This is a genomic window from Persicirhabdus sediminis, from assembly GCF_016595495.1.
Lineage (GTDB): Bacteria > Verrucomicrobiota > Verrucomicrobiia > Verrucomicrobiales > Akkermansiaceae > Persicirhabdus > Persicirhabdus sediminis.
In genome coordinates, this window is record NZ_JAENIM010000008.1 from 30,131 (window position 1) to 51,019 (window position 20,889).

General features: G+C 49.1%; 22 protein-coding genes. 16 read left to right on the forward strand and 6 right to left on the reverse strand.

The genetic code is table 11. The features are described from left to right. Positions 1 to 2: 2 nt before the first annotated feature. The 3 genes from JIN82_RS00480 (at position 3) to JIN82_RS00490 (ending at position 2,284) form a co-directional block, all read left to right on the forward strand. Positions 3 to 407: a hypothetical protein gene (locus JIN82_RS00480; protein WP_200309625.1), complete on the forward strand. Its 405-nt coding sequence runs from the start codon at positions 3 to 5 to the stop codon at positions 405 to 407. Positions 408 to 524: 117 nt separating this feature from the next. Next, the gene (locus JIN82_RS00485; protein WP_200309627.1) at positions 525 to 1,613 is read left to right on the forward strand and encodes a DUF3592 domain-containing protein; all 1,089 of its coding nucleotides are present in this window, start codon (positions 525 to 527) and stop codon (positions 1,611 to 1,613) included. 284 nt (positions 1,614 to 1,897) lie between these two features. Beyond that, entirely contained in the window at positions 1,898 to 2,284 is a 387-nt protein-coding gene (locus tag JIN82_RS00490; protein WP_200309629.1) for an SLOG family protein, read from the forward strand. Between the two features lie 365 nt (positions 2,285 to 2,649). On the opposite strand, the gene JIN82_RS00495 is transcribed toward JIN82_RS00490, so the two are convergent. Then, positions 2,650 to 3,264 (reverse strand): NUDIX domain-containing protein, encoded by a 615-nt coding sequence (locus JIN82_RS00495; RefSeq protein WP_200309631.1) that lies wholly within the window; start codon positions 3,262 to 3,264, stop codon positions 2,650 to 2,652. Between the two features lie 25 nt (positions 3,265 to 3,289). Next, positions 3,290 to 3,802 (reverse strand): DUF5069 domain-containing protein, encoded by a 513-nt coding sequence (locus JIN82_RS00500; protein WP_200309633.1) that lies wholly within the window; start codon positions 3,800 to 3,802, stop codon positions 3,290 to 3,292. Between the two features lie 542 nt (positions 3,803 to 4,344). Between JIN82_RS00500 and JIN82_RS00505 the strand changes: the two genes are divergently transcribed. The 6 genes from JIN82_RS00505 (at position 4,345) to cls (ending at position 8,803) form a co-directional block, all read left to right on the forward strand. Beyond that, complete coding sequence (locus tag JIN82_RS00505) at positions 4,345 to 4,758, forward strand: TraR/DksA family transcriptional regulator (RefSeq protein ID WP_234041686.1); 414 nt, start codon at positions 4,345 to 4,347, stop codon at positions 4,756 to 4,758. 228 nt (positions 4,759 to 4,986) lie between these two features. Further along, positions 4,987 to 5,160, forward strand: a complete 174-nt coding sequence (rpmG, locus tag JIN82_RS00510) for a 50S ribosomal protein L33 (protein WP_200309637.1) — start codon at positions 4,987 to 4,989, stop codon at positions 5,158 to 5,160. 39 nt (positions 5,161 to 5,199) lie between these two features. Next, entirely contained in the window at positions 5,200 to 5,442 is a 243-nt protein-coding gene (rpsR, locus tag JIN82_RS00515) for a 30S ribosomal protein S18 (RefSeq protein ID WP_200309639.1), read from the forward strand. A gap of 83 nt (positions 5,443 to 5,525) precedes the next feature. Next, entirely contained in the window at positions 5,526 to 6,308 is a 783-nt protein-coding gene (folE2, locus tag JIN82_RS00520; protein ID WP_200309641.1) for a GTP cyclohydrolase FolE2, read from the forward strand. 164 nt (positions 6,309 to 6,472) lie between these two features. Further along, complete coding sequence (locus JIN82_RS00525; protein WP_200309643.1) at positions 6,473 to 7,213, forward strand: suppressor of fused domain protein; 741 nt, start codon at positions 6,473 to 6,475, stop codon at positions 7,211 to 7,213. 72 nt (positions 7,214 to 7,285) lie between these two features. Next, entirely contained in the window at positions 7,286 to 8,803 is a 1,518-nt protein-coding gene (gene cls, locus JIN82_RS00530) for a cardiolipin synthase (protein WP_425511508.1), read from the forward strand. A 4-nt stretch (positions 8,804 to 8,807) separates the two neighbouring features. Here the strand turns inward: cls and JIN82_RS00535 are convergent, their stop codons facing one another. Further along, positions 8,808 to 9,740: a cation diffusion facilitator family transporter gene (locus JIN82_RS00535; RefSeq protein ID WP_200309647.1), complete on the reverse strand. Its 933-nt coding sequence runs from the start codon at positions 9,738 to 9,740 to the stop codon at positions 8,808 to 8,810. A gap of 268 nt (positions 9,741 to 10,008) precedes the next feature. Here JIN82_RS00535 and JIN82_RS00540 point away from each other — a divergent pair, with 268 nt between their 5' ends. Then, positions 10,009 to 10,737, forward strand: coding sequence for a DUF2270 domain-containing protein (locus JIN82_RS00540; protein WP_200309649.1), 729 nt, complete (start codon positions 10,009 to 10,011; stop codon positions 10,735 to 10,737). On the opposite strand, the gene JIN82_RS17045 is transcribed toward JIN82_RS00540, so the two are convergent. Together JIN82_RS17045 and JIN82_RS00550 are read right to left on the reverse strand one after the other, a co-directional pair. Beyond that, positions 10,734 to 11,156 (reverse strand): DUF6899 family protein, encoded by a 423-nt coding sequence (locus tag JIN82_RS17045; protein WP_234041671.1) that lies wholly within the window; start codon positions 11,154 to 11,156, stop codon positions 10,734 to 10,736. The genes JIN82_RS00540 and JIN82_RS17045 overlap by 4 nt on opposite strands. After that, a complete protein-coding gene (locus tag JIN82_RS00550) occupies positions 11,086 to 13,635 on the reverse strand; it encodes a hypothetical protein (protein ID WP_200309653.1) in 2,550 nt (849 codons plus the stop codon). The genes JIN82_RS17045 and JIN82_RS00550 overlap by 71 nt, the downstream gene beginning before the upstream one ends. Positions 13,636 to 13,826: 191 nt before the next feature. Here JIN82_RS00550 and JIN82_RS00555 point away from each other — a divergent pair, with 191 nt between their 5' ends. From JIN82_RS00555 to JIN82_RS00580, 6 genes are all read left to right on the forward strand, one after another. Continuing rightward, on the forward strand, positions 13,827 to 15,134 hold the full coding sequence (locus JIN82_RS00555; protein WP_200309654.1) for a UDP-glucose dehydrogenase family protein: 1,308 nt from the start codon (positions 13,827 to 13,829) through the stop codon (positions 15,132 to 15,134). A gap of 142 nt (positions 15,135 to 15,276) precedes the next feature. Next, positions 15,277 to 16,527, forward strand: coding sequence for an RsmB/NOP family class I SAM-dependent RNA methyltransferase (locus JIN82_RS17535; RefSeq protein ID WP_200309655.1), 1,251 nt, complete (start codon positions 15,277 to 15,279; stop codon positions 16,525 to 16,527). A 42-nt stretch (positions 16,528 to 16,569) separates the two neighbouring features. Continuing rightward, positions 16,570 to 16,737 (forward strand): hypothetical protein, encoded by a 168-nt coding sequence (locus JIN82_RS00565; protein ID WP_200309656.1) that lies wholly within the window; start codon positions 16,570 to 16,572, stop codon positions 16,735 to 16,737. 27 nt (positions 16,738 to 16,764) lie between these two features. Further along, entirely contained in the window at positions 16,765 to 17,628 is an 864-nt protein-coding gene (gene menA, locus JIN82_RS00570; protein ID WP_200309657.1) for a 1,4-dihydroxy-2-naphthoate octaprenyltransferase, read from the forward strand. Between the two features lie 9 nt (positions 17,629 to 17,637). Then, entirely contained in the window at positions 17,638 to 18,588 is a 951-nt protein-coding gene (locus tag JIN82_RS00575; protein ID WP_200309658.1) for an enolase-like domain-containing protein, read from the forward strand. After that, positions 18,570 to 19,727, forward strand: coding sequence for an AMP-binding protein (locus JIN82_RS00580; RefSeq protein WP_200309659.1), 1,158 nt, complete (start codon positions 18,570 to 18,572; stop codon positions 19,725 to 19,727). Before JIN82_RS00575 ends, JIN82_RS00580 begins: the two co-directional genes overlap by 19 nt. Here the strand turns inward: JIN82_RS00580 and hemW are convergent. Next, positions 19,720 to 20,817 carry a radical SAM family heme chaperone HemW gene (hemW, locus tag JIN82_RS00585; protein WP_200309665.1) on the reverse strand — a complete coding sequence of 366 codons (1,098 nt, stop codon included), beginning with the start codon at positions 20,815 to 20,817 and terminating at the stop codon, positions 19,720 to 19,722. The genes JIN82_RS00580 and hemW overlap by 8 nt on opposite strands. Positions 20,818 to 20,889: the final 72 nt, after the last annotated feature.

Here is a 20,889-nt window from a genome sequence, read left to right on the forward strand (position 1 = left end):
ACATGAAGTTAGAGATAGAAATTCCCTACGATCAGAAAGTATTTGTGCCCGGCGAGGTGATCAGCGGCCGCTGTGTGTGGCAGCTAGATAAAATACCAGACTCATTGCAGCTGTCATTACTCTGGCTAGCTAAAGGGCGAGACCGCAATGATACTGAGCTGGTGGCGACTGAGTATCTGAAAGCTTCAGCTAGCGGTGAGCAGACATTCAGCTTTGAGCTGCCGAGCCAGCCATTATCCTTCCGTGGCAATTTGCTGCGCTTAGGGTGGATGTTGGAGTTGGTTAGTGATGGCGGTAAATTTTGCCGTTATGAATTTGAGCTCAGCGCCACTGGTGAGCCTTTGATTTTGAAGAAGGCAGATGTGGCTGGACGGAAAAAGCCGTGGTTCAGGATGAAATCACGTTAGTTGTCGTTGGCTAAGTAGCTGGCTGGAAATTTGAGTTAGCTAGTAATCACTGGTGATAAATTTTTGTCATAATTTTTGGTGTTCACGATGCTGCCCTATAGGCATCTTGCGCGTTCGATGAACACCAAGAATATAAAACGAGCTGAAAAGAAGCCTCCATTGTTATTGATGGTGTTGTTAGGTTCGGTTTTTGTAGGCTCGGGGTGTGTGGCTATTTTTCTAATGATCTTCTTTCAGATGAGTTCGTTAGAGATAGAGAAGTGGCCGCAATTAGAGGCAGAGGTGACGAAGTCGTATGTGAAGATTCGGCCGCAAAATGACCAGCCATTTGAGCTGCAGCTTAAATACCAATATGAGAGGGCGGGGATAAACTACGAGAGCAGCTATTTTTCCAAACAGGGGAGTAAGTCTAAGGATTATACGCAGATCTGGCGGCAGAGCCAAGATTATGCCGTCGGCACCTCGGTGCTAGCTTACGTCAATCCAGCGGATCCAACAGAGGCCTATTTGCATGCCGGTGGACTGGGCTGGATGAACCTTTTTATTCTTATACCGATGAGTTTTGTATTTGTGGGCGTGTTTGTTATTTGTGTAGCGAGGAGTCAGCATGGACATGCGCGGCTCTTGGCGGCTGGTGAGTCACCTGTGGATTCTCCGCTGAGCTTAAGCTTGCCGGAAAAATATACATGGCTGATAGGTGGGCTTACGGGAGTGGTATTACTAGCCATCGGCATCGCGGTGATCTTTGGCTTTGGTGTTCGTGGCTGGCAGCAGGCTGAGGCCGCAAAGAGCTGGCAAGCGACGCCGTGCAAGGTGATTTGGAGTCAGCTCAGGTCTCACGCTGGTGATGATAGGGAGACTTATAGTGTGGATATTTTCTATCGCTACCACTGGGAGGGCCAAGCATATCGATCTAATCGTTATGATTTTTCTTCCTCTAGCAGCAGTGGCTATGAAGCGAAAAAGGCACTGACTGAGCGCTATGGCAAAAGCAGCGAGCATATTTGTTTGGTGAATCCAGCAAAGCCATGGCAGAGCGTGATTGTTGCCAATGGGGATTATTGGTTTGGTTTCATCATTGGCGCTGTGATTGCATTGATTGGCGGCGGCGTAATCGTGAAGTTTGCTGCTGTAGGTGTGAAAAAATTTCAGCGGGAGCAAGTTCTCCCTGAGCCATCAGCGTCGCAAAATCCGTATTTGGCATAAGCATCGTGATGCCGGGTGGCGAGGTGTGTTAGTTTGAAATTGGTCTCGCTGGCGGGTGAATGGTTTGCTGGCTGGCCGTGGTGAGTAGAAATTTTTTCAATGTAAATCTGGCTGAGCAGATCAGACGTGAGGGATGCAGGATTTCGCCATGTGTTAGAAATAATTTTTCTATTGCACATTGTTGGATGTCGTTGCATCTGCGTGTGTAGCGAATGGAGCCAGCTGGTTAGTTTTGTCGCCCGAGTTGTTTGGGCGAGTCAGTTGGTTCGCGTCATTTAATGATTATGAAAACGATTGTAGCAGGAGGGCGAGATTATGAATTTACGCCAGCAGATATTGAGTTCATGGACAGCTTGAAAGAGAAGGTTTCTGAGATTGTGTCTGGCGCGTGTGGGGCGAAGTCGGCGGCTGATCCAGCTACTGGTGCGGATGGATTTGGTGAAACTTGGGCGGCTAACAATGACGTCAAGGTGGAGCGGTTTTACCCTAACTGGAAAGAACACGGTCGCGGAGCTGGGCCACGTAGAAACCGCACGATGGCGGAGTATGCCGATGCGGTGGTGCTTTTCCCTGGCGGGCGTGGCACGGAGTCGATGTACAGAGAGGCGAAGTCGAAGAAGTTGGTGATTTACGATCGCCGCAAGGAAGTGGTTCAGTTAGGTTTGCTGTAGCGGGTGAGTTGGCTGGCATCACGGGTGTTCCATTCAGCCTTCGGCAGATGATTTTTCTGGCTGGTCGACCACGGGTGGCACTCGCTGAGCTCGTTGACCCGCGGCTAAAGTCTGTTCAACCCTGCGGGTTGGGCATTGGCTAGCTGGAATTTGTGCTGCTATCTGAAGAAGGTGCGGTGGGAGATTTCTAGCTGGAGAAGGTGCCGCTGGTGAAGGGGGCATTTTTAGCTGGGGAATGTGTCAGCTGGGGAATGAGCAAAAAAATAGCCAGCTGGTTATTGGCCAGCTGGCTTGGTGATTGGTTTACTGCTTGTGGGCTGAAAGTGTGGCTGTGGGCGGTGGACTTTCAGCTGCGGGCTGTGGGCTTACAGCTGGGCGAGGGCGTCGACGCATTTTTGCGACCAGCTCTCGAGTGATTCGTAGTATTCGCCTTGCAGCTGCTCTAGTGTGAGGAACTGGAGCTCGGCGATGGCGTCTTCGTTGGCGGTGACTTGGTCATTTTCCAGCTCGAAGAGGTGAACGACGCCGAGATGGACTTTGCCTACTTCGTTGGAGTCGTCGTTGAGCAGGGCGATGATTTTCTGGCTATGGCTGCCTGAGATGTTGAGTTCTTCTTCGATCTCGCGCTCTACGCCAGCCATGTAGGTGGCTTCGCCGAGGTGGTCGGTGCGTTCGTCGATGGGGTTGATGTGACCGCCAATGCCGACTGAGCCAGCGGCGTGCAGGCGCGCTTCGCCACCGGATTTGCCACGTCTGTAGTGGAGGAATTTGTCACCAGCTTTGAAGATGGCGTAGGGGATGAGTTGTTTATGAGTAGGGTCTTCCTCGGCGGCGGCGCGGTCCATGAAGAAGTTGTTCTCCGGGTTGAGTATGACGGGCAGGTATTTGTCGATGTCGGCGTTGGTGCCTTGGAAGCTGCCGAGGTCATCGAAGAGTGGACGTGGAATGACGAGGATTTGCTCGCCGGCGTATTTGCTCATAGTGGTAAATTGGATGTCTGGTTGATTATTTCGATGCTGCTTTGACGTAGTCTGCAATGCGCTGGGTATCGTCACCTGCGGCCCAGACGTTGCGTAGGAAGTCAGCTGGATGGAGATTGTTGGCGCTGAGGAAGCGGCGGTCGCCACCACAGCTGAACATGATGTCTGGGTCGAGCTCGCCAGCTAGTTTGGCTTTGGCTTTGGCAATAATGCGCGGCAGGTAGGCGATGCCGTCGAGCTGCTCGCTTTTGCCAGGAAGCTGGTCGCGGGTGATTTCTTTGTCGCTCAGCGTGCCATCTTGCACGACGGTGAGGAAATCACGGCGCACGGCGGCGATGAGCAGGGCGGTGGACATGGAAGGAACGCCAGCGTCACCAAAGTCTTCAACAAAATCAAAGAACTCGCGTTGCTTGTAGCCGATGGACTCGAGGAAGAGCAAGTCGTTGTCTGTATAGTAGCTGGTGAAGTCGGTATTGCCGCTGAGGTATTTTTGTAAACAGCGGTCAAAGAGTTCTAGAAATTGGTCGTTCCACGTCATGGGCTGACGATGATCATTGGGTTTAGATTTGTCACGCTTGGAGTCTGAGAATTGTCCACCAGTTCTTGTCGTGCCTATTTGTGGTGAATTTCCCAGCTAGAAATGGGCGTGCGCTGATCTGAAATCACGCGCATTCCCAGCTGGATAATTTTTTCATTCTCAAGCGGATCGTTTTGCTAGGTTGCAAAAGTTAATGCCAAAAAAAAGAAACCGAACGGTAGTATGAAATCACGCTTGTTTAGCTCATTTAGGATGAACGATTTACTGGAGTTGTGGCGTCTTAAATGCTTGTGAAAGAACGCTTGGACCATGACACGAAGGCAAAATAATGCTTGTCGCCTGCAGGAATTATGGGTAGCGATACGCGGGTTTTTTTTCATTTTGGAAGGTTTTCTATCATGGAGGAAAACGATAATTTCGTGAAACCCCACAAAAAACACAAATACTAGAGTTCCATTATGGCTGCAAAAGACGATACAAAAAAGGTTAGCTCAAAAGCTAAATCAAGTCCATCCACTACTAAGGTAACCAAGCCCGTGAAGATGACTGCGTTTGTCAAAAAGCAACACCAGCGATTATTGGACCTCAGGGATAATCTTCTCGATGCCATGCACCAGGTGACGCGTGATACGCTGAAAAATGCACCTATGGGTAGTGAGGCCTCAGGTGGCGAACACAGTGGTGATGCCGGTAGCGATACTTACGACCGCGACTTTGCTCTACAGATCCTTTCTAAAGAGACTGACGCGCTCCACGAGGTGGCTGCAGCCATCGAACGTGTAGAAAAGGGAGTTTATGGCGTTTGCGAGATGTCTGGGGATAAAATTCCCAACGAACGTCTCGAGGCACTGCCATTCGCCCGCTACACTGTAGAGTGCCAATCTCAGTGGGAGCAGGAAAACGGTGTCAGCCGTGGCCGCGCTAGCACTGCCAGCTATCCAAACTTCCGCTTATAAGTAGCCAGCCAGCTGGAAATCAGCTGGCTAATACTTAGCAAAATGAAATTTCTTTGCTCTCCGATGGTTGATTGTGTTGACCATCGGATTTTTATTGTCTATTCGTCTCTGCAGATGGCCTGCAGGGGAGGATTTTGCAGAAATGTGATTAATTGCGTATTCTTCGCTTGACCTCGGGCTGAAAATGGGTAGCTTCCCGCTCCCCAAGAATTTCCCAAAAAAATTACTATGCCACGCGACATCATCATCCTCGAATGCACCGAAGCAAAAGCTGAAGGAAAACCAACTTCACGCTACACATCAACTCGCAACAAGAAGAGCCTTAATACACCGGGTCGTCTTGAGAAGATTAAGTACAATCCTTTTCTTCGTCGTCGCACATTGCACCGTGAGCTTCGCTAATTGAAGTCGCATTCGTTAACTATTTAACTATTCAAATTCATGTCTACACCTAAGACCAAGCAGCGCCGCATCAACTACTGGAAAGCTAACCGTCCGATGCCGCATCGTCGTCACGACATTCCAGAAGCTGAAGTTAACTACAAGAATCTTCCACTTCTTACTCAGTTCACCACTGAGACTGGTAAGATCCTTCCTCGTCGTGTAACTGGTATTTCTGCTAAGCTCCACCGCAAGATCACTCGTGAGATCAAGCGTGCTCGTGCAGTAAACCTCATGGCCTAGAGATCTACGGGAAATAGATTTTTCACAGAAGCCTGTCCGCTATGTTTAGCCGGGCAGGCTTTTTATTTTTCAGATTAGAAAAAATGCAGGAACTCAAGGATACTCAAAACGAGCTTGATGATCGCAATCTCGCCATCGATCGAGTTGGTGTGAAAGCATTGCGGTTTCCGCTCGAAGTGCGCGAAAAAGATGGCACCACTCAGCGCACCGTGGCGACTACCGCATTGGCGGTAGATCTGCCTCATCATTTTAAAGGCACCCATATGAGCCGCTTCGTAGAAGTGCTCAACTCACATGGCAACTGCCTAGATGTGCGCGAAATGCAGAAATTACCAGCTGAGTTGCTTGGCCGTCTCGACGCCAGCAAAGCTCATGTTGAGTTTAAATTTCCATTTTTCCGCAGCAAACCAGCACCTGTGACAGGAAAAGCTGGCGTGATGGACTACGAGGTTATCTTTGAGGTGGAAGCCGGCAAAGATGGCAGCCACGATTTTATTCTCACCGTGATGGTGCCAGTGGCCACACTTTGCCCGTGCTCCAAGGCGATCAGCGAACGCGGCGCTCACAACCAGCGCGGTGTAGTGACTTACTCCGTTCGTTTTAACGAGCCAATCTGGATTGAAGATCTTATTGATCTGGTAGAAAAATCAGCCAGCTGCGAACTCTACAGTTTGCTCAAGCGCCCAGATGAAAAGGAAGTGACCGAGCGCGCTTACGATAACCCAGTCTTCGTAGAAGATTTGGTGCGCAATGTAGCTGCTCGCTCAAATGCTCAGGACAATATCACTTGGTACAAAGTGGAAGCTGAGAACTTTGAGTCGATCCACAATCACAATGCCTACGCGGTGATTGAGAAACCACTCTAAGTTAGCATTGATCATTTTTAGCAGCCCAGCTGGATTTTTTCCAGCTGGGCTGTTGTATTTCTAGCTGGCTGGAAATGATGACTTCATCTCTAGCTAGATAGAATTTTGCTTCCTAGCCGGGGAATTTTCTTTATCCACCAGCTAGATTCTCTATCAATGAGGCCATGAGAGAAGCGGATGAATTTACTGAATCTGGCCAGCCAGTGTATCATTACAACGAGGCTCCAAAGGAATTTGAGGTCGCCCAAGGTGATGAAGAGAATATTGAGCTCATCAGCCAGCACATTGAAAAACACATCGGCCCCGTGGCCAATGTATTTCACGAGCTGATCTCTGATGCCGTTCACATCGATATCCATATCGTCGAACCCAGTGCGGAGAGAAATTTCTACACCCTGGTGACCTCAGGCATGAGTGATAAAGCCATGGAAACGCCAGAACAATGTGCCGACTGCCAGTACACTGAGCTGATGATCTGTTTGCCAGCTGACTGGCCAATGAGCCAAGAGGAATGGAAGGATACGGCTAACTATTGGCCAGTCCACATGCTGAAGTCTATTGCTCGTTTCCCACATCTTTATAACAGCTGGGTATGGGCGATGCATACGATCCCTAACGGTGATCCGCCAGTGCCATTTGCTGAAAATACCCAGATGTCTGCGATCTTGTTAGCTCCGCCAGTCACCTTGCCTGCTGATTTCTATCAGCTGAAGGTAGACGACGAGAAAACCATCCATTTCCACTGCCTAATTCCGCTACATAACGATGAACTCGTGAAGAAACTCAAAAAGGGAGGTGAATCATTATTTGATGACTTTGATAGGTGTGGAGTGAATGAAGTGCTCGACGCTGGCCGCCCGTCTAGCATCGGCCCGCAAAAACCTTGGTACGCATTCTGGAAGTAAATCCATGGTTTTCAGCTGGTAGCCGATAAGCTAACGTTGACAGTTAGCATCAACAGGTAATACTAGCTAACCATGGGAACTGAGCGTCAGCGGAGAATTTTCGAATCACTAATATCGCGGATTCCTGTTCTGGGCCGTTATACTGGCGCCTTGCGACAACATCGCAAAAAGGTAGCGACCATTCTAGTCCTGATTGCTCACCTAGCTGGCGCACTAACTTCTGTGCGCGCAGTGATGGAGACGAGAACAGCCCAAGGCGCAATTGCCTGGGTGATCTCCCTGAATACTTTCCCCTACGGAGCTGTGCCTGCGTATTGGGTATTTGGTCGCAGCCGCTTTGAAGGATACTCAATTGCTCGACGACAGGATTTGATAGATACCATGCCAGTTGCTAGTAATTTGATGGCTGAGCTGAAATCAAAGAATCTAGCTGTGGATGGTTTGAGTAACCAAGCAGTGCTGCTGGAGCGTCTAGCTAAGTTGCCATTTACTGGCTACAACGAGGTGGACTTATTGATCGATGGTGAGCAAACTTTCGATGCCATTTTTGAATCTATCGACCGCGCTGAAGACTACATCTTGGTGCAGTTCTATATTGTTCGCAATGATGAGTTAGGCAAAAAACTCAAAGCCAAGTTAGAGGAAAAGGCGCGAGCTGGCGTGAGGGTTTATATGCTTTACGATGAGATTGGCAGCCATCAATTACCGCGTAGCTATAGACGTGAGTTGCGCGATGCGGGAGTGGAAATTTATCCATTTCACAGTACCAAAGGATCAGCCAACCGGTTTCAGCTGAACTTCCGTAATCATAGAAAGATCGTGGTTGTCGACGGTCACGAAGCATTTGTTGGGGGGCATAATGTTGGTGACGAATATTTAGGTGTGGCGGCTGGCATGCCAGAGTGGCGTGATACTCACGTTAGACTCCGAGGACCCGTTGTACAATCAGTACAAATCCCTTTTGCGGAAGATCTTCACTGGGCTAGCGGCAAAACATTGATAGATATTAATTGGTCACCCAAACCAGCTAAGTCAGGTAACAATGCAGCCGCTTTGTGCCTAGCTACCGGGCCAGCTGATACTCTGGAAAGTTGTACCTTGTTTTTCCTCAATGTGATCAACTCAGCTCAAGATAGACTGTGGATAGCCAGTCCATACTTTGTGCCCGACGAGCAAGTGGTTTCCGCTCTCCAGCTGGCTGCATTGCGTGGCGTGGATGTGAGAATCTTAATTCCCGAGAAAGCAGATAGCCAGCTGGTATGGCTATCGTCGTTCTCGTACCTCAACCAGACGGAGAAGGTAGGGGTTAAGGTTTACCGCTATCAGCCAGGTTTTTTACATCAAAAAGTGACTTTGGTGGACGATCAATTTGCTAGTGTAGGCACGGCTAACTTCGACAACCGCTCATTTCGTCTGAACTTCGAAATCACCATTGCGGTGAAGGATAAAGATTTTGCCTCACGTGTTGAGGCGATGTTATTAGATGACTTTTCTGAATCCGAGCTAGCTACTGTGGATGATTACAATAGCCGCTCGTACTTGTTTAAGTTCCTCGTGAAATCATCCCGTCTAATGGCTCCAGTGCAGTAGTGCATCAGCTGTGAATACCACGCTCAACAAGGTGGTCGGCGGTAGCTGGCTCAATGTGGACAAAGACATTGAGAACCTCTGGATGAGCATCTAGCAGCGCTTGTTTGACTGCGCCAGAGACATCGTGCCCTTGCTGGATAGTGAGGTCGGCGGTTACTTGCAGGTGGAAATCGACATCATAAAAATCACCAACTTTGCGCACTCTGAACTGGTGATAGGCAATGGCGTGATCATTAGTTAGGATGTGCTCTCGTAGGTCATCAATGATTTCTTGGCGCGGCGCGGTGTCCATCAGGTCCGAGCAACTTTTCCATACAATCTTGCCAGCTTCGAAGATGAGATAGGATGCTAGGACTGCTGTTAGTATGTCGTCGAGCATCAGCCAGTCGGGGCCAGCTAGCCAGATGAAAAGCAGGGTGACGGCGACGGCGAGTGAGCTCACACTATCGCTGCGGTGGTGCCAGGCGTTAGCCATGAGAAGGTCGGATTTTTGTTTTTTAGCCACCGCGCGTGTCCACCAGAACAGTGCTTCTTTCACAGCGAGCGATATCAGCGCCACAATAAATGGAAGTGCGCCGAGCGCTTGCTGGTCAGTCTGAATATTAACATCTGTAAATGCAGAGAGAACTAAGCCTGAGGCAAACACTATCAGCAACATACCAATGAATAACTGCACGAGGCTGGTAAACTTATGGTGACCGTAGTGGTGGTTTTCGTCTTCGGGTTCGAAGGAGAATTTGAAGGCTAGCAAAACGGCGAAATCCGAGATGAGATCTAGCAGGCTGTGCACGCCGTCAGCAAGTAACGCCTTGGTACCACAGGTCCAACCGATGATGATTTTAGCGATGCCAATGGTGAGGTTGATGAACAATCCCCAGAGCGTTACTTTTTGCCCTTGTTGTTGTTGCTGCTGTTGGTGACGGTTGGAATCAGGCATGACTGGGGATATGCTAAGCTAGCTGGCGGCATCTGTAAACCCAGATGGTGCTGGGTTAGATAGGGCGATGGACATTCTAGCTCGCTGGCACATTGTTTGGCCTGCGACGGTTGCATTTGAGATGTCTTAAACAGTTCGCCGTGCAAATGCTGAAGATTTCGCAAGTCCTGCTGAGCATTGAAAATTTCAGCTGTCTATGTTATAGTGCATCTCTGTGTAGCTAGTGGCTGGGTGTGAAATCGCTGCCCGCACCTAGTCTCAACAATAAATGAAGCCGACGATGATTGATGATACTGACGATCCTGCCATTGCTAATTTGGTGAATACCAAAACGCTAGATGACAAAGATTATTATGCAGTGATGGTGCATTTCTATCGTGGTGAACTCGGACGTATTATGGTCTGGCGCCAGCGGCTTGATGTGACGACTAACTGGGCCATTGTTGGTACGACGGCGATGATCACCTTCGGCTTAGGCTCCGCTGAGAATACCCACTTGATCTTCTTATTTGCCAACTTCCTAGTGTTTTTATTGCTCTCTATCGAGTCGCGTCGCTATCGGTTTTACGATGCCTTTCGCGCCCGTGTTAGAATGTTGGAGGCGCACTTCATCATGCCGACCTTGATGCGGGAAACCAAGCTGCTTCAGGGCGACTGGAAGAAGGTGATGGCTGAAGATTTGTTGATGCCAACATTTAAGATGAGCCGCTGGATTGCCACCTTACGTCGCTACCGGCGCAATTACATGTGGATCTTTGCGCTAATCAACGCAGCTTGGTTTGTGAAGATCTGGATTCATTACCCTGAGTCCCACACGATCAAGGGCTTTATTGCAGCGATTTCCAGCCACCATCCATTGCCTGAAGAAATTTTCTGGATCTTATTTGTCCTTCTAATGGCATTATTGACTGCGCTTACCGCTAGCTGTTTGTTAATGAATCACCAAATGGGGGAGTTTGGCTCAAAGGCAATGCACAGGAAAAAGTGGCTTCGTTAGTCACCTTCTTCTAATACCTCAAAGACATCGCCAGATTGTTCGATTTTGAGATCTTCGTATGGCGCTGCAAGTCGACGGTAAATTTCTAACTTTGCGCACTCCAGCGCGCCAATGGCTTCGTTCAGGTGACTGTAGCGAATGCCTCCTTTGTCGATCACGTAGGCGTCGATGATTTTGCTGATGGTGTAGTTGAGTTCGCCCGCATTTTGTGGACGCTCTCCTTTGTCGATGCGCTCTCTAGCAGCTTGGTCTATATATGGCATAATCGAAACGATAGCCATGTTAGCTGTGAGGTACAGCGAAAAGCCAGCCAGCTGGAAATAGCAACCAACTGGCTGGACGATATTGTTAGTTGAACTGGATGCTCCAGCTGACTTGCTTGCTTTCAGCTGAATCAAAAGTGACTTTGAAGTAGTCACTAGTTTCGCTGTGGATTTTGTAAGCTGCGCCGTCACAGTCGATAGTAGGCGTTTTTAGATAACCATTTTTGGCTACTGTCACCGTAGCAGGGTCGTTAGAGATAATCTCTAGCTTGCCACTTAGCGTGGATTTTTCCGTATTCCAGCTGATGTCAGTTAGCTCAAACATTCCCTGCATGATGTGTCTATCAGACGAGATAATCTGTGGCTGCGGCTGAACTTCTCTCACTGAGACCATGCATGATTCTTGAGGTTTTAGGCTGAGCTCGATGCTGTCTGATCCAGCGAAGGTTCCCAAGTACTTATCGGCCCAGAAATCGTAGACGTGGTATGATTTTTCAGCGGTTAGGCCGAGACTGCCAGTGCTGAATTGATCGCCGCTCAATGGCGCTTTGATTGTCTGCACACCAGCTGGATCACGATTGAGTGCGTAGAAGAGGTCTTCACCTTTGAGTGAGTTTATTTCTTCATCGGTGAGCCCGCGGTGATAGGTATTGATGAACATGACTTGATTCCAGCCAGGCTCAACTTCGTAGCTGTAGATTTGTGGATTTTCTTTATCTAAGAAAAGGTCTACTGGGCGCGGTGATTTGGCGCTATTTAGCACTGGGAAAACGCGGCTGAGATCGTGACGAGTCTCGTTATCCAGCGTGGAGATTGCGGATGATAGTTCTAACCGTCCACTGATGAAATACATCTGTGTTAGTATGTTCTGGCGGGCCGCTGGCTGCATAGGCACGGGCTTAATCTCGCGGGTGCTAGGTTTCTCATTGGTGAAGAATTTTGGCGGAATATGTAGCGCTTTACAATCTGGGTAGTAGTTGTAGAGGACACGGTTTTTGTACCAACGCTTACCAATGAGACCCATCATGTTAGGCTCGAGGTGGCTGTTATCTTTGGCGGTGCGTTGCAGGTCAACAATGCCCAAAGTTAGGTCGCTAGGCATGTACTCAAATTCAATGTATTCGCCTTTTTTATCCCACAGCCAATGTTCGAGGCTGCGTTCGTGAATGAATGCGTCTGAGCCGAGCCCAGTGCGTGAGATCTGAAAGTTTTCTCGGTAGGCTGATGAGGTAGTTGCAATTGGATCTTCAAAGCCACCGTCTTTCATCCAGCCAGATTGTGGGTAGTCGAACTTGATGCCTTTGAGTCCATTGCCCTGCCAGCGTTGCCAGACTTTTAGGTAGTAGTCTTGCCATTCTTTGTTAGTGAAATCCATGAAGATGTTGTAGCGTTTGTAGCTGGCATCGATTTTGGAAATGTCTTTGTTAATTACCCAGTTAGGATGGCTGCGGACAAAATCTCGTGAAGGAATGTTGACCTGATGGTATGTGAATGGAATGCAGTTAGCATCGGTAATTCCTTGGCAGAATTTTTCGAAAGTCTCGTAGGGGGCAGCTAGGCGATCGTATTTGAGCATGTGTTTGTCGTCCCACCACCCTTGGCTGGTATGGCCATTATCTCTCCACGCGTAGGTGTCTGGCTCTAGGCGGATGGCCACTGGGGCGAAGCGAGTGAAACCTGTAGCATCTATCAATTTTGCTTCTTCTACGAGATAGTCAGAGCGGTTGAACGGCACATTGTGCCCGAGCCTATTACCCATCGCCCAGCCACATAAGGTGGGGAAGTTATAATAGTTCAGCTGGATTTGGTTCAGCTGTGCGGTATAGTTTGCATAGTTCTCAAGCACCTCGAATGGATTATTTCCATCTAGGGTGATGATAGATTGGTCTTCACTGGCATAACTCTGTCCAGCGGTGATGAGTCTACCAAATGGGTCTCTAGCAATAATGTCTAGCTGGGGGATGTTGCCAGCTTGGCTGATTTTGATGTGGCGGAGAAAATCTTTATATTTCGATCCGCCGGCGACTAATGAGATTTGTTGATCACCAACTTTGCTAGTGATCATGCTAGAGTTCAACCCTTGGCTCGCCATGCCCTCGGTCACATTGTTGAGCGTATTGCCTGAGGAGCCTAGCAAGGTGCGAAAACCAGTGCCATTTTCTAAAATAGTTAGTTTGCCGGATAGCATGGTAGCTGCGCCATAACAGCGAAGGTCACTCTGGCTGGCGTTGTTAATCGAAAAGCCCATGGCTACGATTGGCTCAGCTGAGTCGTAAAGTTTGTAGCTGAACTCGGCGATGACGCCGTCTTTATTTTGCTCGGTAATGATGAGCGTATTGCCAGCTCCCACTTGATCGTGGAATCTTTCCGTGCGTTGTTGGCGCTTGTTAGCTTTCCATTGAGATAAATTTTCTAGCTGAAAGTCTACGGGCTGGAAGTAAACGGCTCGCTGCGCCCCGCTGATGATGGCTTTTTTATCTTTATCGTAGATATTAAGAGATCCGTCCTCTGCGACTTCGAGTGTGATGGTATTATTGCTGAGCTCTATTGCGCGGGCTGCCGATAACAGCGAAATGGTTGTGCTCAGTAGTAAAGCTGGTAGTCTAGCAGGCGGGTGCAGGTGGTGAAATTTCATGATTGGTTATGTGCTGGTGTGGCGTCGTTCTATATACTTGTATATGAATCGATATCTTTTCAAATATAACAATTAATTCCTTATTGGAGTGTGCGGGTGTTAGCGTCTTTTGTTACTAAACATTTTCAATAGATTACCTTGCAGACCGCTGGCGGATGGCTAGCATTCGTCAGGGGAAAATCCTAAATTTTATGAAAATCACCATCATTGGAACTGGCTATGTAGGCCTGACAACTGGAACATGTTTTGCTGAGGTAGGCCATGAGGTTTGCTGTGTGGATAATAATGCTGAGAAGGTTAAAATGCTTCTAGATGGGCAGATTCCTATTTATGAGCCAGGCTTGGAAGAGCTGGTTGTGAAGAATGTAAATGCCAAGCGCTTGCAGTTTACCACCTCTACGGAAGAGGGCGTAAAGCACGGTGAGGTTGTATTTATTGCGGTGCCAACACCTCCGCAGGCAGACGGCTCAGTTGATCTTTCGTTCATTGAAAAAGTAGCGCGCGAAATTGCCGAGAGCATGACGCCTGAAATGGGCTATCGCTGCATTGTGGATAAATCTACCGTGCCGGTGAAGACTGGTGAAAAAGTTGGAGAAACGATTCGCCGTTACGCGCCAGCTGGCGTTGAATTTGGCATCGCATCTAACCCAGAGTTTCTTCGTGAGGGTTGTGCCGTTGATGATTTGCTCAATCCTGACCGTATTGTTTTTGGTACTAATGACGACCGCGCAGGCGAGCTGATGCAAAAGGTTTACGCTCCATTTGTTGCACCAGTGTTAGTCACCGATATCGAGAGTGCTGAGCTGATCAAACACGCGGCAAATTCATTTCTCGCGCTGAAGATTTCTTACATCAATGCTGTGGCTAAGATTTGTGAAAAATCTGGCGGCGACATCGAAAAAGTAGCTGAAGGCATTGGCATGGACGAGCGCATTGGCCGTTCATTCCTTAATGCAGGTCTTGGTTATGGTGGTTCATGTTTCCCTAAAGATGTCAAAGCGTTCATTGCTATCTCCGAGTCACTCGGCTACCCGTTCCAACTGCTCAAAGAAGTTGAGAACATCAATGCCTCACAGATGACTCATTTCCTCGACAAAATCCGCGAAAAACTGTGGGTGCTGCAGGATAAAAAAATCGCAGTTTGGGGGCTTGCATTCAAACAAAATACCGATGACGTGCGCGAGTCTGTCGCTATCAGACTCATCAAACAAATGGTAGAAGAAGGCGCGCAGGTCACTGCCTATGATCCTGAAGCTATCGGCACCGCAAAAACTATGGGTGAGCTCGATGGAGTCATCGAATTTGCTGACAACATGTATGATTGTCTGGATGATGCCGAGGCGCTGGTCATTGCTACGGAGTGGCCGCAGTTTGCTAATGTCGACATTGCCGAGCTGAAAAAGCGTATGCGTAGCCATTTGATCTTTGATGGTCGCAATCTTCTCGATCCTGAGACAGTTAAGGCTCAGGGAGTTGAGTACTACAGCATTGGTCGATAATTTACCCGTCTGATCATCTGCCCCCAATCCATTATAGAGTGAACTAGCCATGTGTTAGTTCGCTGTGTAATGGATACGCTCATTAGCAGCGTGAAATAAATTATTAGCTGTAATTTGTTGATTTTTGAGCTAAACAGCGGCTGTGAGCAATCCGAAAACCAACGTGCGCCGCGCCGCTGTATCAGCCCTAAAAGCATGGGCTAATGGTCATACCTACATGGATACATTGATTGATAGGCATTCCAGCCGCAATCATTTGTCCCGCGAGGATAGATCACTATTGCAGAATATCCTAAACACAGTACTGCGCAATCGCAGGTTGTTGGACCACTGGATTAGCAAACTACGTAAAGGCAAGCTGGACCACGATACTCGTGATATACTGCGAGTCGGGCTCGCACAGATTTTGATCATCGGCATTCCCGATCACGCCGCCGTCAATGAGACCGTAAACTGTGGTAAAGCTCCAGTTCGTGGATTGATTAATGCCGTGCTCAGACGTGCTATTTTGAAAAGAAAGCAGCTCCTGTCAGATGCTGAAGAACTAGCTCCCGATGTGCTTTATTCTCATCCGGGCTGGCTCTACAAACGCTGGAGGCAGGAATTTGGCAAAGCCAATGCTATCAAGCTGATGCAGCTAAATAACCAGTCTGCTGATACTTTTGCTAGAGTAAATCCGCTAGTCGCTGAAGGCGCTGAGGCTCTCGCTAACTCCGACGTCGCCGAGGCTGTGGAGGATGTTGATGGCTTTTACCGCATCACTGGCGCAATGCCTCACGAATGGCTGAACAATGGCTACATCTACATTCAAGATCTAGCGACTAGGCATTCAGTAGAGCTGATGGACCCTCAGCCAGATGAGATTATTCTGGATGCCTGTGCCGCTCCTGGAGGCAAGGCTGTCCTCGCTGCCGCTGCCATGCAGAATAGCGGTGAGCTGGTCTGTACTGATTCTAACGCCAAGCGCTTGCCGAGATTGCAGGAAAATTTACAGCGACTCAAAGTGGCTAATGCAAGTGTTGACGTGCACGACTGGACCAAACCAGCTCCGGCTGATTGGCATGGAAAATTTGATGCGATCTTGTTGGACGTGCCGTGTTCCAACACTGGAGTAATTCGCCGTCGTATTGATGTGCGCTGGAGGCTTCAGCTAGAAAGCATCGACGAGCAGGTAGCTACACAGATGAGTATTTTGGAAAATGCACTTCCTTGCCTGAAACCAACTGGCCGATTGATCTATTCGACTTGTTCGATTGAAAGCCGTGAAAACTCTGAGCTAGTAGCCGAATTTATCGCCAAACATCCCAAACTAAAGTTGGCAGACGAGCGTATTATTACGCCATTTGCTGACGATACGGATGGTGCTTATGCTGCAAGGCTTGAGCTCAAATGATTAGACTGGACAGCTGGCCTTGCTTAACCCAATGATTCAGCCATGAAGTCTTGTCTTGGAATGTTGATTTTAATGGTGCTGTTATTGGTGATTACCGGAACAGCCGCCATTTTGTGGTATGGCAGCCAAACGACTGAGATTGGCCCGCGCTCAGCTGAGGTTAACGAAGCCGATGCCGAAGCCGCACCAGCCGCCCAGCCAGCTGAATAGTTTGTTAGTTATCTACCAGCGAGTCCCATGAATCTTAAATCAGTGATTCTAGCGGCGCGGCCGAAAACTCTGCCCGCCGCAGTAGTCCCTGTTTGGTTGGGCTGCTTACTAAGCTCGCGGGTTTTTGGTCAGCTAGACCTGTGGTTAGCATTTTGTACCCTGATGGGCGCCATTTGGATTCAAATTGCGACCAACTTTTTTAATGACGCCATCGATGATGAGAAGGGGGCTGATACCGAGGCGCGCATTGGGCCGACTCGGGCGACAGCGTCCGGTTTGATGACCCGTAAGCAAGTATACAGCTGGGCATTTGCATGTTTGGGCATAGCTGCACTGTGCGGCATTCCTATGATCATGGAGCGCGGGCCAATCATGTTAGCTATTGGTTTGCCGTCGTTCTATCTAGCATACGGATACACGGGTGGACCGCTGCCGCTGGCCTATCGTGGTTTGGGTGAGTTATTTGTGATTTTATTTTTTGGCCTCGTTGCGGTGATGGGCACGGTATTTGTCCAGCTAGGTGAGTGGCCATGGCAGGCGGCTGTGTTAGGATTACAGCTAGGTTTTTTATCTGCCTTGTTAATTTCTATCAATAACTTGCGCGACGCTGAAGAGGACGCCGGCAATGATAAACGCACCTTGGCGGTTCGCTGGGGGAGAAAACCTGTACTGCTGAGTTTGCTAGCCATGTTTATCACGCCTTATCTGTTGTTAGCATTTCTACCAGGTTTATCACTGCAGCTACTGTGGTTCCTGATTCCTTTTGCTTTGGGCGCTAAGGTGATTGTTTCAGTTTGCACCACGCCCGCTAGCCCAGTTTACAATAAATACCTAGGCATGGCAGGTGTGCACCTCATCTTGTTTGCCTCTGTGTGTACTTGGGTTTATTAATCATTACCCATGCAGATTGATGTTCATCATTACCAGCTAAGGAGCCGAGCCGCTCTTAATAAGCGCTCGTCTAGCACGCGGCACGATGGTGCCTTGTTGCGCGTGGACGGCGGATATGCCTGTCTGCACCCGTGGACGGTGCTGGGAGATCCCAGTTTAGATGAACTGCTAGGTCTGTTAGCAGCGGGCAATGATCACCCGATTTTGCAGTCGGCGCTGCATTGCGCTCGTCACGATGCTCTAGCGAGAAGGGAAAAACGTAGTCTGTTTGATGGCCTCACCGTTCCTCGTTCACATGCCACTATTCCCGCTGAGTTAGATGAACTCGATAGAGCTGTCGCTAGAGGGTTCACGACGGTGAAAATAAAAAGCGCGGGAGAGCCAGAGACTTGGCAATTTCTTGTGCCGGCGAATGAAAAGTTTCCGCACTTACGTTGGCGAATCGACTTCAATGAGCTAGCTGATCCAGCTGAGTTAGAATTCAATCTTCAGCAACTGCCGTCATCTTTGATCTCGCAGATCGACTTTTTTGAAGACCCATTTCCATTCCAGCCAGAACAGTGGAAGAAGCTGAGTTCAAAGTGGGGGATTTCATTTGCGCTGGACCGCCAGTGGTCTCCAACAGACCCTAGCTGTGAAGACTTTATTTCGGTGATCAAGCCGGCGATTAATCCTCTAGCTGGTGATTTTCAGCTAGCTAACTTGAGCCAGCCAGCGGTGGTCACCTCATATATGGACCACCCTCTTGGGCAAAGTTATGCCGCCTGGATGGCAGCTCGTTTGGCTAGAGAATCGGCTAAAAGCATAAGCACTTGTGGGTTGATTACTCATGGGCTTTTTGAGTCTAACGAATTTACTGATGCGTTGTCTCCAGTGGGCCCTGAGTTCTCGCCAGCGGCAGGCACAGGATTAGGCTTTGACGAATTACTAACTTCACTAACATGGACACGACTCAGCTAATCCAGCCAGCATTTTGGGAAAATGATTCTACCGGCATGGTGATGGAAAATACCATCATCGGCCAGCAGGTGGATGAGCTGAAGCAATGGGTGAGCGGACAGCGAGAATTAGATAATCATTTGTTATTTGCCAGCTCCGGGTCGACTGGTGAGCAGAAGTGGATCGCTCTATCAAAGCGCGCTTTGCTGCAGTCAGCTCAGGCGGTGAACAGCCACTTGTCGGTTGATAAAAATGATAGATGGATGTTGTCGTTGCCAATTTTTCACGTGGGTGGATTTGGCATTCTAGCGCGTGCCTACGCAGCTGGAATTGGTGTGAGTACTTATCAAGAAAAATGGGATGCAGCTGCATTTGCTCATCAGCTAGACCGCGACGGCTGCACCTTGACTTCCATGGTTCCTACCCAGCTGGCTGATTTGGTTCAGCTCAATTGTCCAGCGCCAGCTTCATTGCGCGGCGTAGTGATAGGTGGTGGTCATTTAGACCACACGGTCTATCAACAAGCGGTGAAACTTGGCTGGCCAGCCTTGCGCAGCTACGGCATGAGTGAGGCTGCGTCACAGATCGCCACTGAGTTGCCTGAGCATATTGGCCAAACTGAACCGTGGATGCGTCCATTGGCTCATTGGCAACTGCGCAATGGTGAGATGGGCTTGTTGCAGATAAAAGGACAGGCTTTATTCTCTGGTTACGTTCGCTCAGTTGGTGAAAACTTCGAGTTCCACCCTGTGGATAAAGACGACTGGTTTAGCTCTAATGACGTTGTGAGCATTAGTGAGCGCGGAATCAAATTCGACTACCGATTAGATAACCTAGTGAAGGTGCTGGGTGAGCTGGTTAACGTAACTAGCTGTGAAGCTCACCTGCGCGAGTTGGCGGCAGCGGATTCATTGATTGCTGACCGTATCGCGGTCGTAGCCATTGCTCATCAGCGCCGCGGTCATCAGCTAGTTGCGGTGATAGAAGGCGAGCTAGAATACTCGCAGCTGGAAATTTTGTTAGCCAAATACCATCAACAGGCCAACAGTCTAGAGGCGCTTGCTGATGTTGTTCAGCTGGCTGAATTTCCACGCAGTCCCTTGGGGAAAATCCGCTATCAAGCGCTGGCAAAGTTAGTCAGCGAGAGCTTGGCTAGATAAGCTTCTCGGCAATTGGGTCGACTAACATGCGTCCTTCATTTTTCAGAACCAGTCGGTGTTCATTGAGTTCTGCGTAGTTGCGTTCTAGCAATTCTTCTATGAATGGTGAGCTGCTGTCGTGAATGTAATTTACAGGCAATCCCTCGGTCGTACGCAAGAGCAGGGCGATGCGCTCGATGCGTTGATCATCATCGCTGAGTTCTTCAATCTCAGTCATCGCGTGGCGGTTCAGCTGGATCGCTTTGATGTAGCCAGCTGTGTCTGCTAGGTTTTTCCAGCGCGTGCCATTGATGGTGGAAACGGCTGACGGGCCGAGACCGATGTAGTCAGCTCCCGCCCAGTAGCTTTGGTTGTGGCGTGATTGAAATCCTGACTGAGCGTAGTTAGATGTTTCGTAGTGTTGGAATTTGGCTTTGCCTAGCAGCTCGTCCGCCAGCATGTACATCTCCGCATTATCGTCATCAGTTTGCTGGTAGCTACCCAGCTGGAATTTCTCGAAAAAATCAGTATCTTCTTCGTAAGTTAGGTTGTACGCAGAAATGTGATGTGGCTTGAGAGAAATCGCAGTTTCTAGGGTATCACGCCAGCTAGCTAGTGATTGTTTGGGGATGGAAAACATCAAGTCGATGTTGATTTCTGGCATGCCAATGGCGTGCAGAATTTTCACCGACTCAATCGCTTCCGCTCTTGAGTGTTCGCGGCCCAGTGTTTGAAGGATTTCATCGTCAAATGACTGGATGCCTAAAGAAATTCGCGTCACTCCTTGGTCGACAAAAAAGCGTGCTTTCTTTTCATCAAAGGTAGCTGGGTTGGCCTCAAAGGTGAGCTCTTCGAGCTGGCTGAGGTCAAAGTGGCTGCGCAGCCCGGTGAAGAGAGTTTCTAGGTGTGTGCGCGAGAGCATGGATGGTGTACCGCCGCCTAGATAGAGGGTTTTCAGCTGGCGGGATGGAAGTTCGCTCGCACGACGCTCAGCCTCTAGCAAGATTGCTTGAATAAACGCCTTCATGTCTGTGCCGCCCGGCGTATGCTTGTAAAACGAGCAATACGGGCAGATGCGGTGACAGAATGGAATGTGGATGTAGGCGTGCACGACTGCTAAATGTGCTGGCGATTGCCTTTGTGTCAAGGGTTCTCGGATTGTCGCTCTCGCTAACTTGCTTTC

Bases quoted from the DNA above. Each gene is read 5' to 3' on its own strand.
- JIN82_RS00480 (WP_200309625.1), top strand. From the start codon at position 3: ATGAAGTTAGAGATAGAAATTCCCTACGATCAGAAAGTATTTGTGCCC.
- JIN82_RS00485 (WP_200309627.1), top strand. From the start codon at position 525: ATGAACACCAAGAATATAAAACGAGCTGAAAAGAAGCCTCCATTGTTA.
- JIN82_RS00490 (WP_200309629.1), top strand. From the start codon at position 1,898: ATGAAAACGATTGTAGCAGGAGGGCGAGATTATGAATTTACGCCAGCA.
- JIN82_RS00495 (WP_200309631.1), bottom strand. From the start codon at position 3,264: ATGAGCAAATACGCCGGCGAGCAAATCCTCGTCATTCCACGTCCACTC.
- JIN82_RS00500 (WP_200309633.1), bottom strand. From the start codon at position 3,802: ATGACGTGGAACGACCAATTTCTAGAACTCTTTGACCGCTGTTTACAA.
- JIN82_RS00505 (WP_234041686.1), top strand. From the start codon at position 4,345: ATGACTGCGTTTGTCAAAAAGCAACACCAGCGATTATTGGACCTCAGG.
- rpmG (WP_200309637.1), top strand. From the start codon at position 4,987: ATGCCACGCGACATCATCATCCTCGAATGCACCGAAGCAAAAGCTGAA.
- rpsR (WP_200309639.1), top strand. From the start codon at position 5,200: ATGTCTACACCTAAGACCAAGCAGCGCCGCATCAACTACTGGAAAGCT.
- folE2 (WP_200309641.1), top strand. From the start codon at position 5,526: ATGCAGGAACTCAAGGATACTCAAAACGAGCTTGATGATCGCAATCTC.
- JIN82_RS00525 (WP_200309643.1), top strand. From the start codon at position 6,473: ATGAGAGAAGCGGATGAATTTACTGAATCTGGCCAGCCAGTGTATCAT.
- cls (WP_425511508.1), top strand. From the start codon at position 7,286: ATGGGAACTGAGCGTCAGCGGAGAATTTTCGAATCACTAATATCGCGG.
- JIN82_RS00535 (WP_200309647.1), bottom strand. From the start codon at position 9,740: ATGCCTGATTCCAACCGTCACCAACAGCAGCAACAACAACAAGGGCAA.
- JIN82_RS00540 (WP_200309649.1), top strand. From the start codon at position 10,009: ATGAAGCCGACGATGATTGATGATACTGACGATCCTGCCATTGCTAAT.
- JIN82_RS00550 (WP_200309653.1), bottom strand. From the start codon at position 13,635: ATGAAATTTCACCACCTGCACCCGCCTGCTAGACTACCAGCTTTACTA.
- JIN82_RS00555 (WP_200309654.1), top strand. From the start codon at position 13,827: ATGAAAATCACCATCATTGGAACTGGCTATGTAGGCCTGACAACTGGA.
- JIN82_RS00565 (WP_200309656.1), top strand. From the start codon at position 16,570: ATGAAGTCTTGTCTTGGAATGTTGATTTTAATGGTGCTGTTATTGGTG.
- menA (WP_200309657.1), top strand. From the start codon at position 16,765: ATGAATCTTAAATCAGTGATTCTAGCGGCGCGGCCGAAAACTCTGCCC.
- JIN82_RS00575 (WP_200309658.1), top strand. From the start codon at position 17,638: ATGCAGATTGATGTTCATCATTACCAGCTAAGGAGCCGAGCCGCTCTT.
- JIN82_RS00580 (WP_200309659.1), top strand. From the start codon at position 18,570: ATGGACACGACTCAGCTAATCCAGCCAGCATTTTGGGAAAATGATTCT.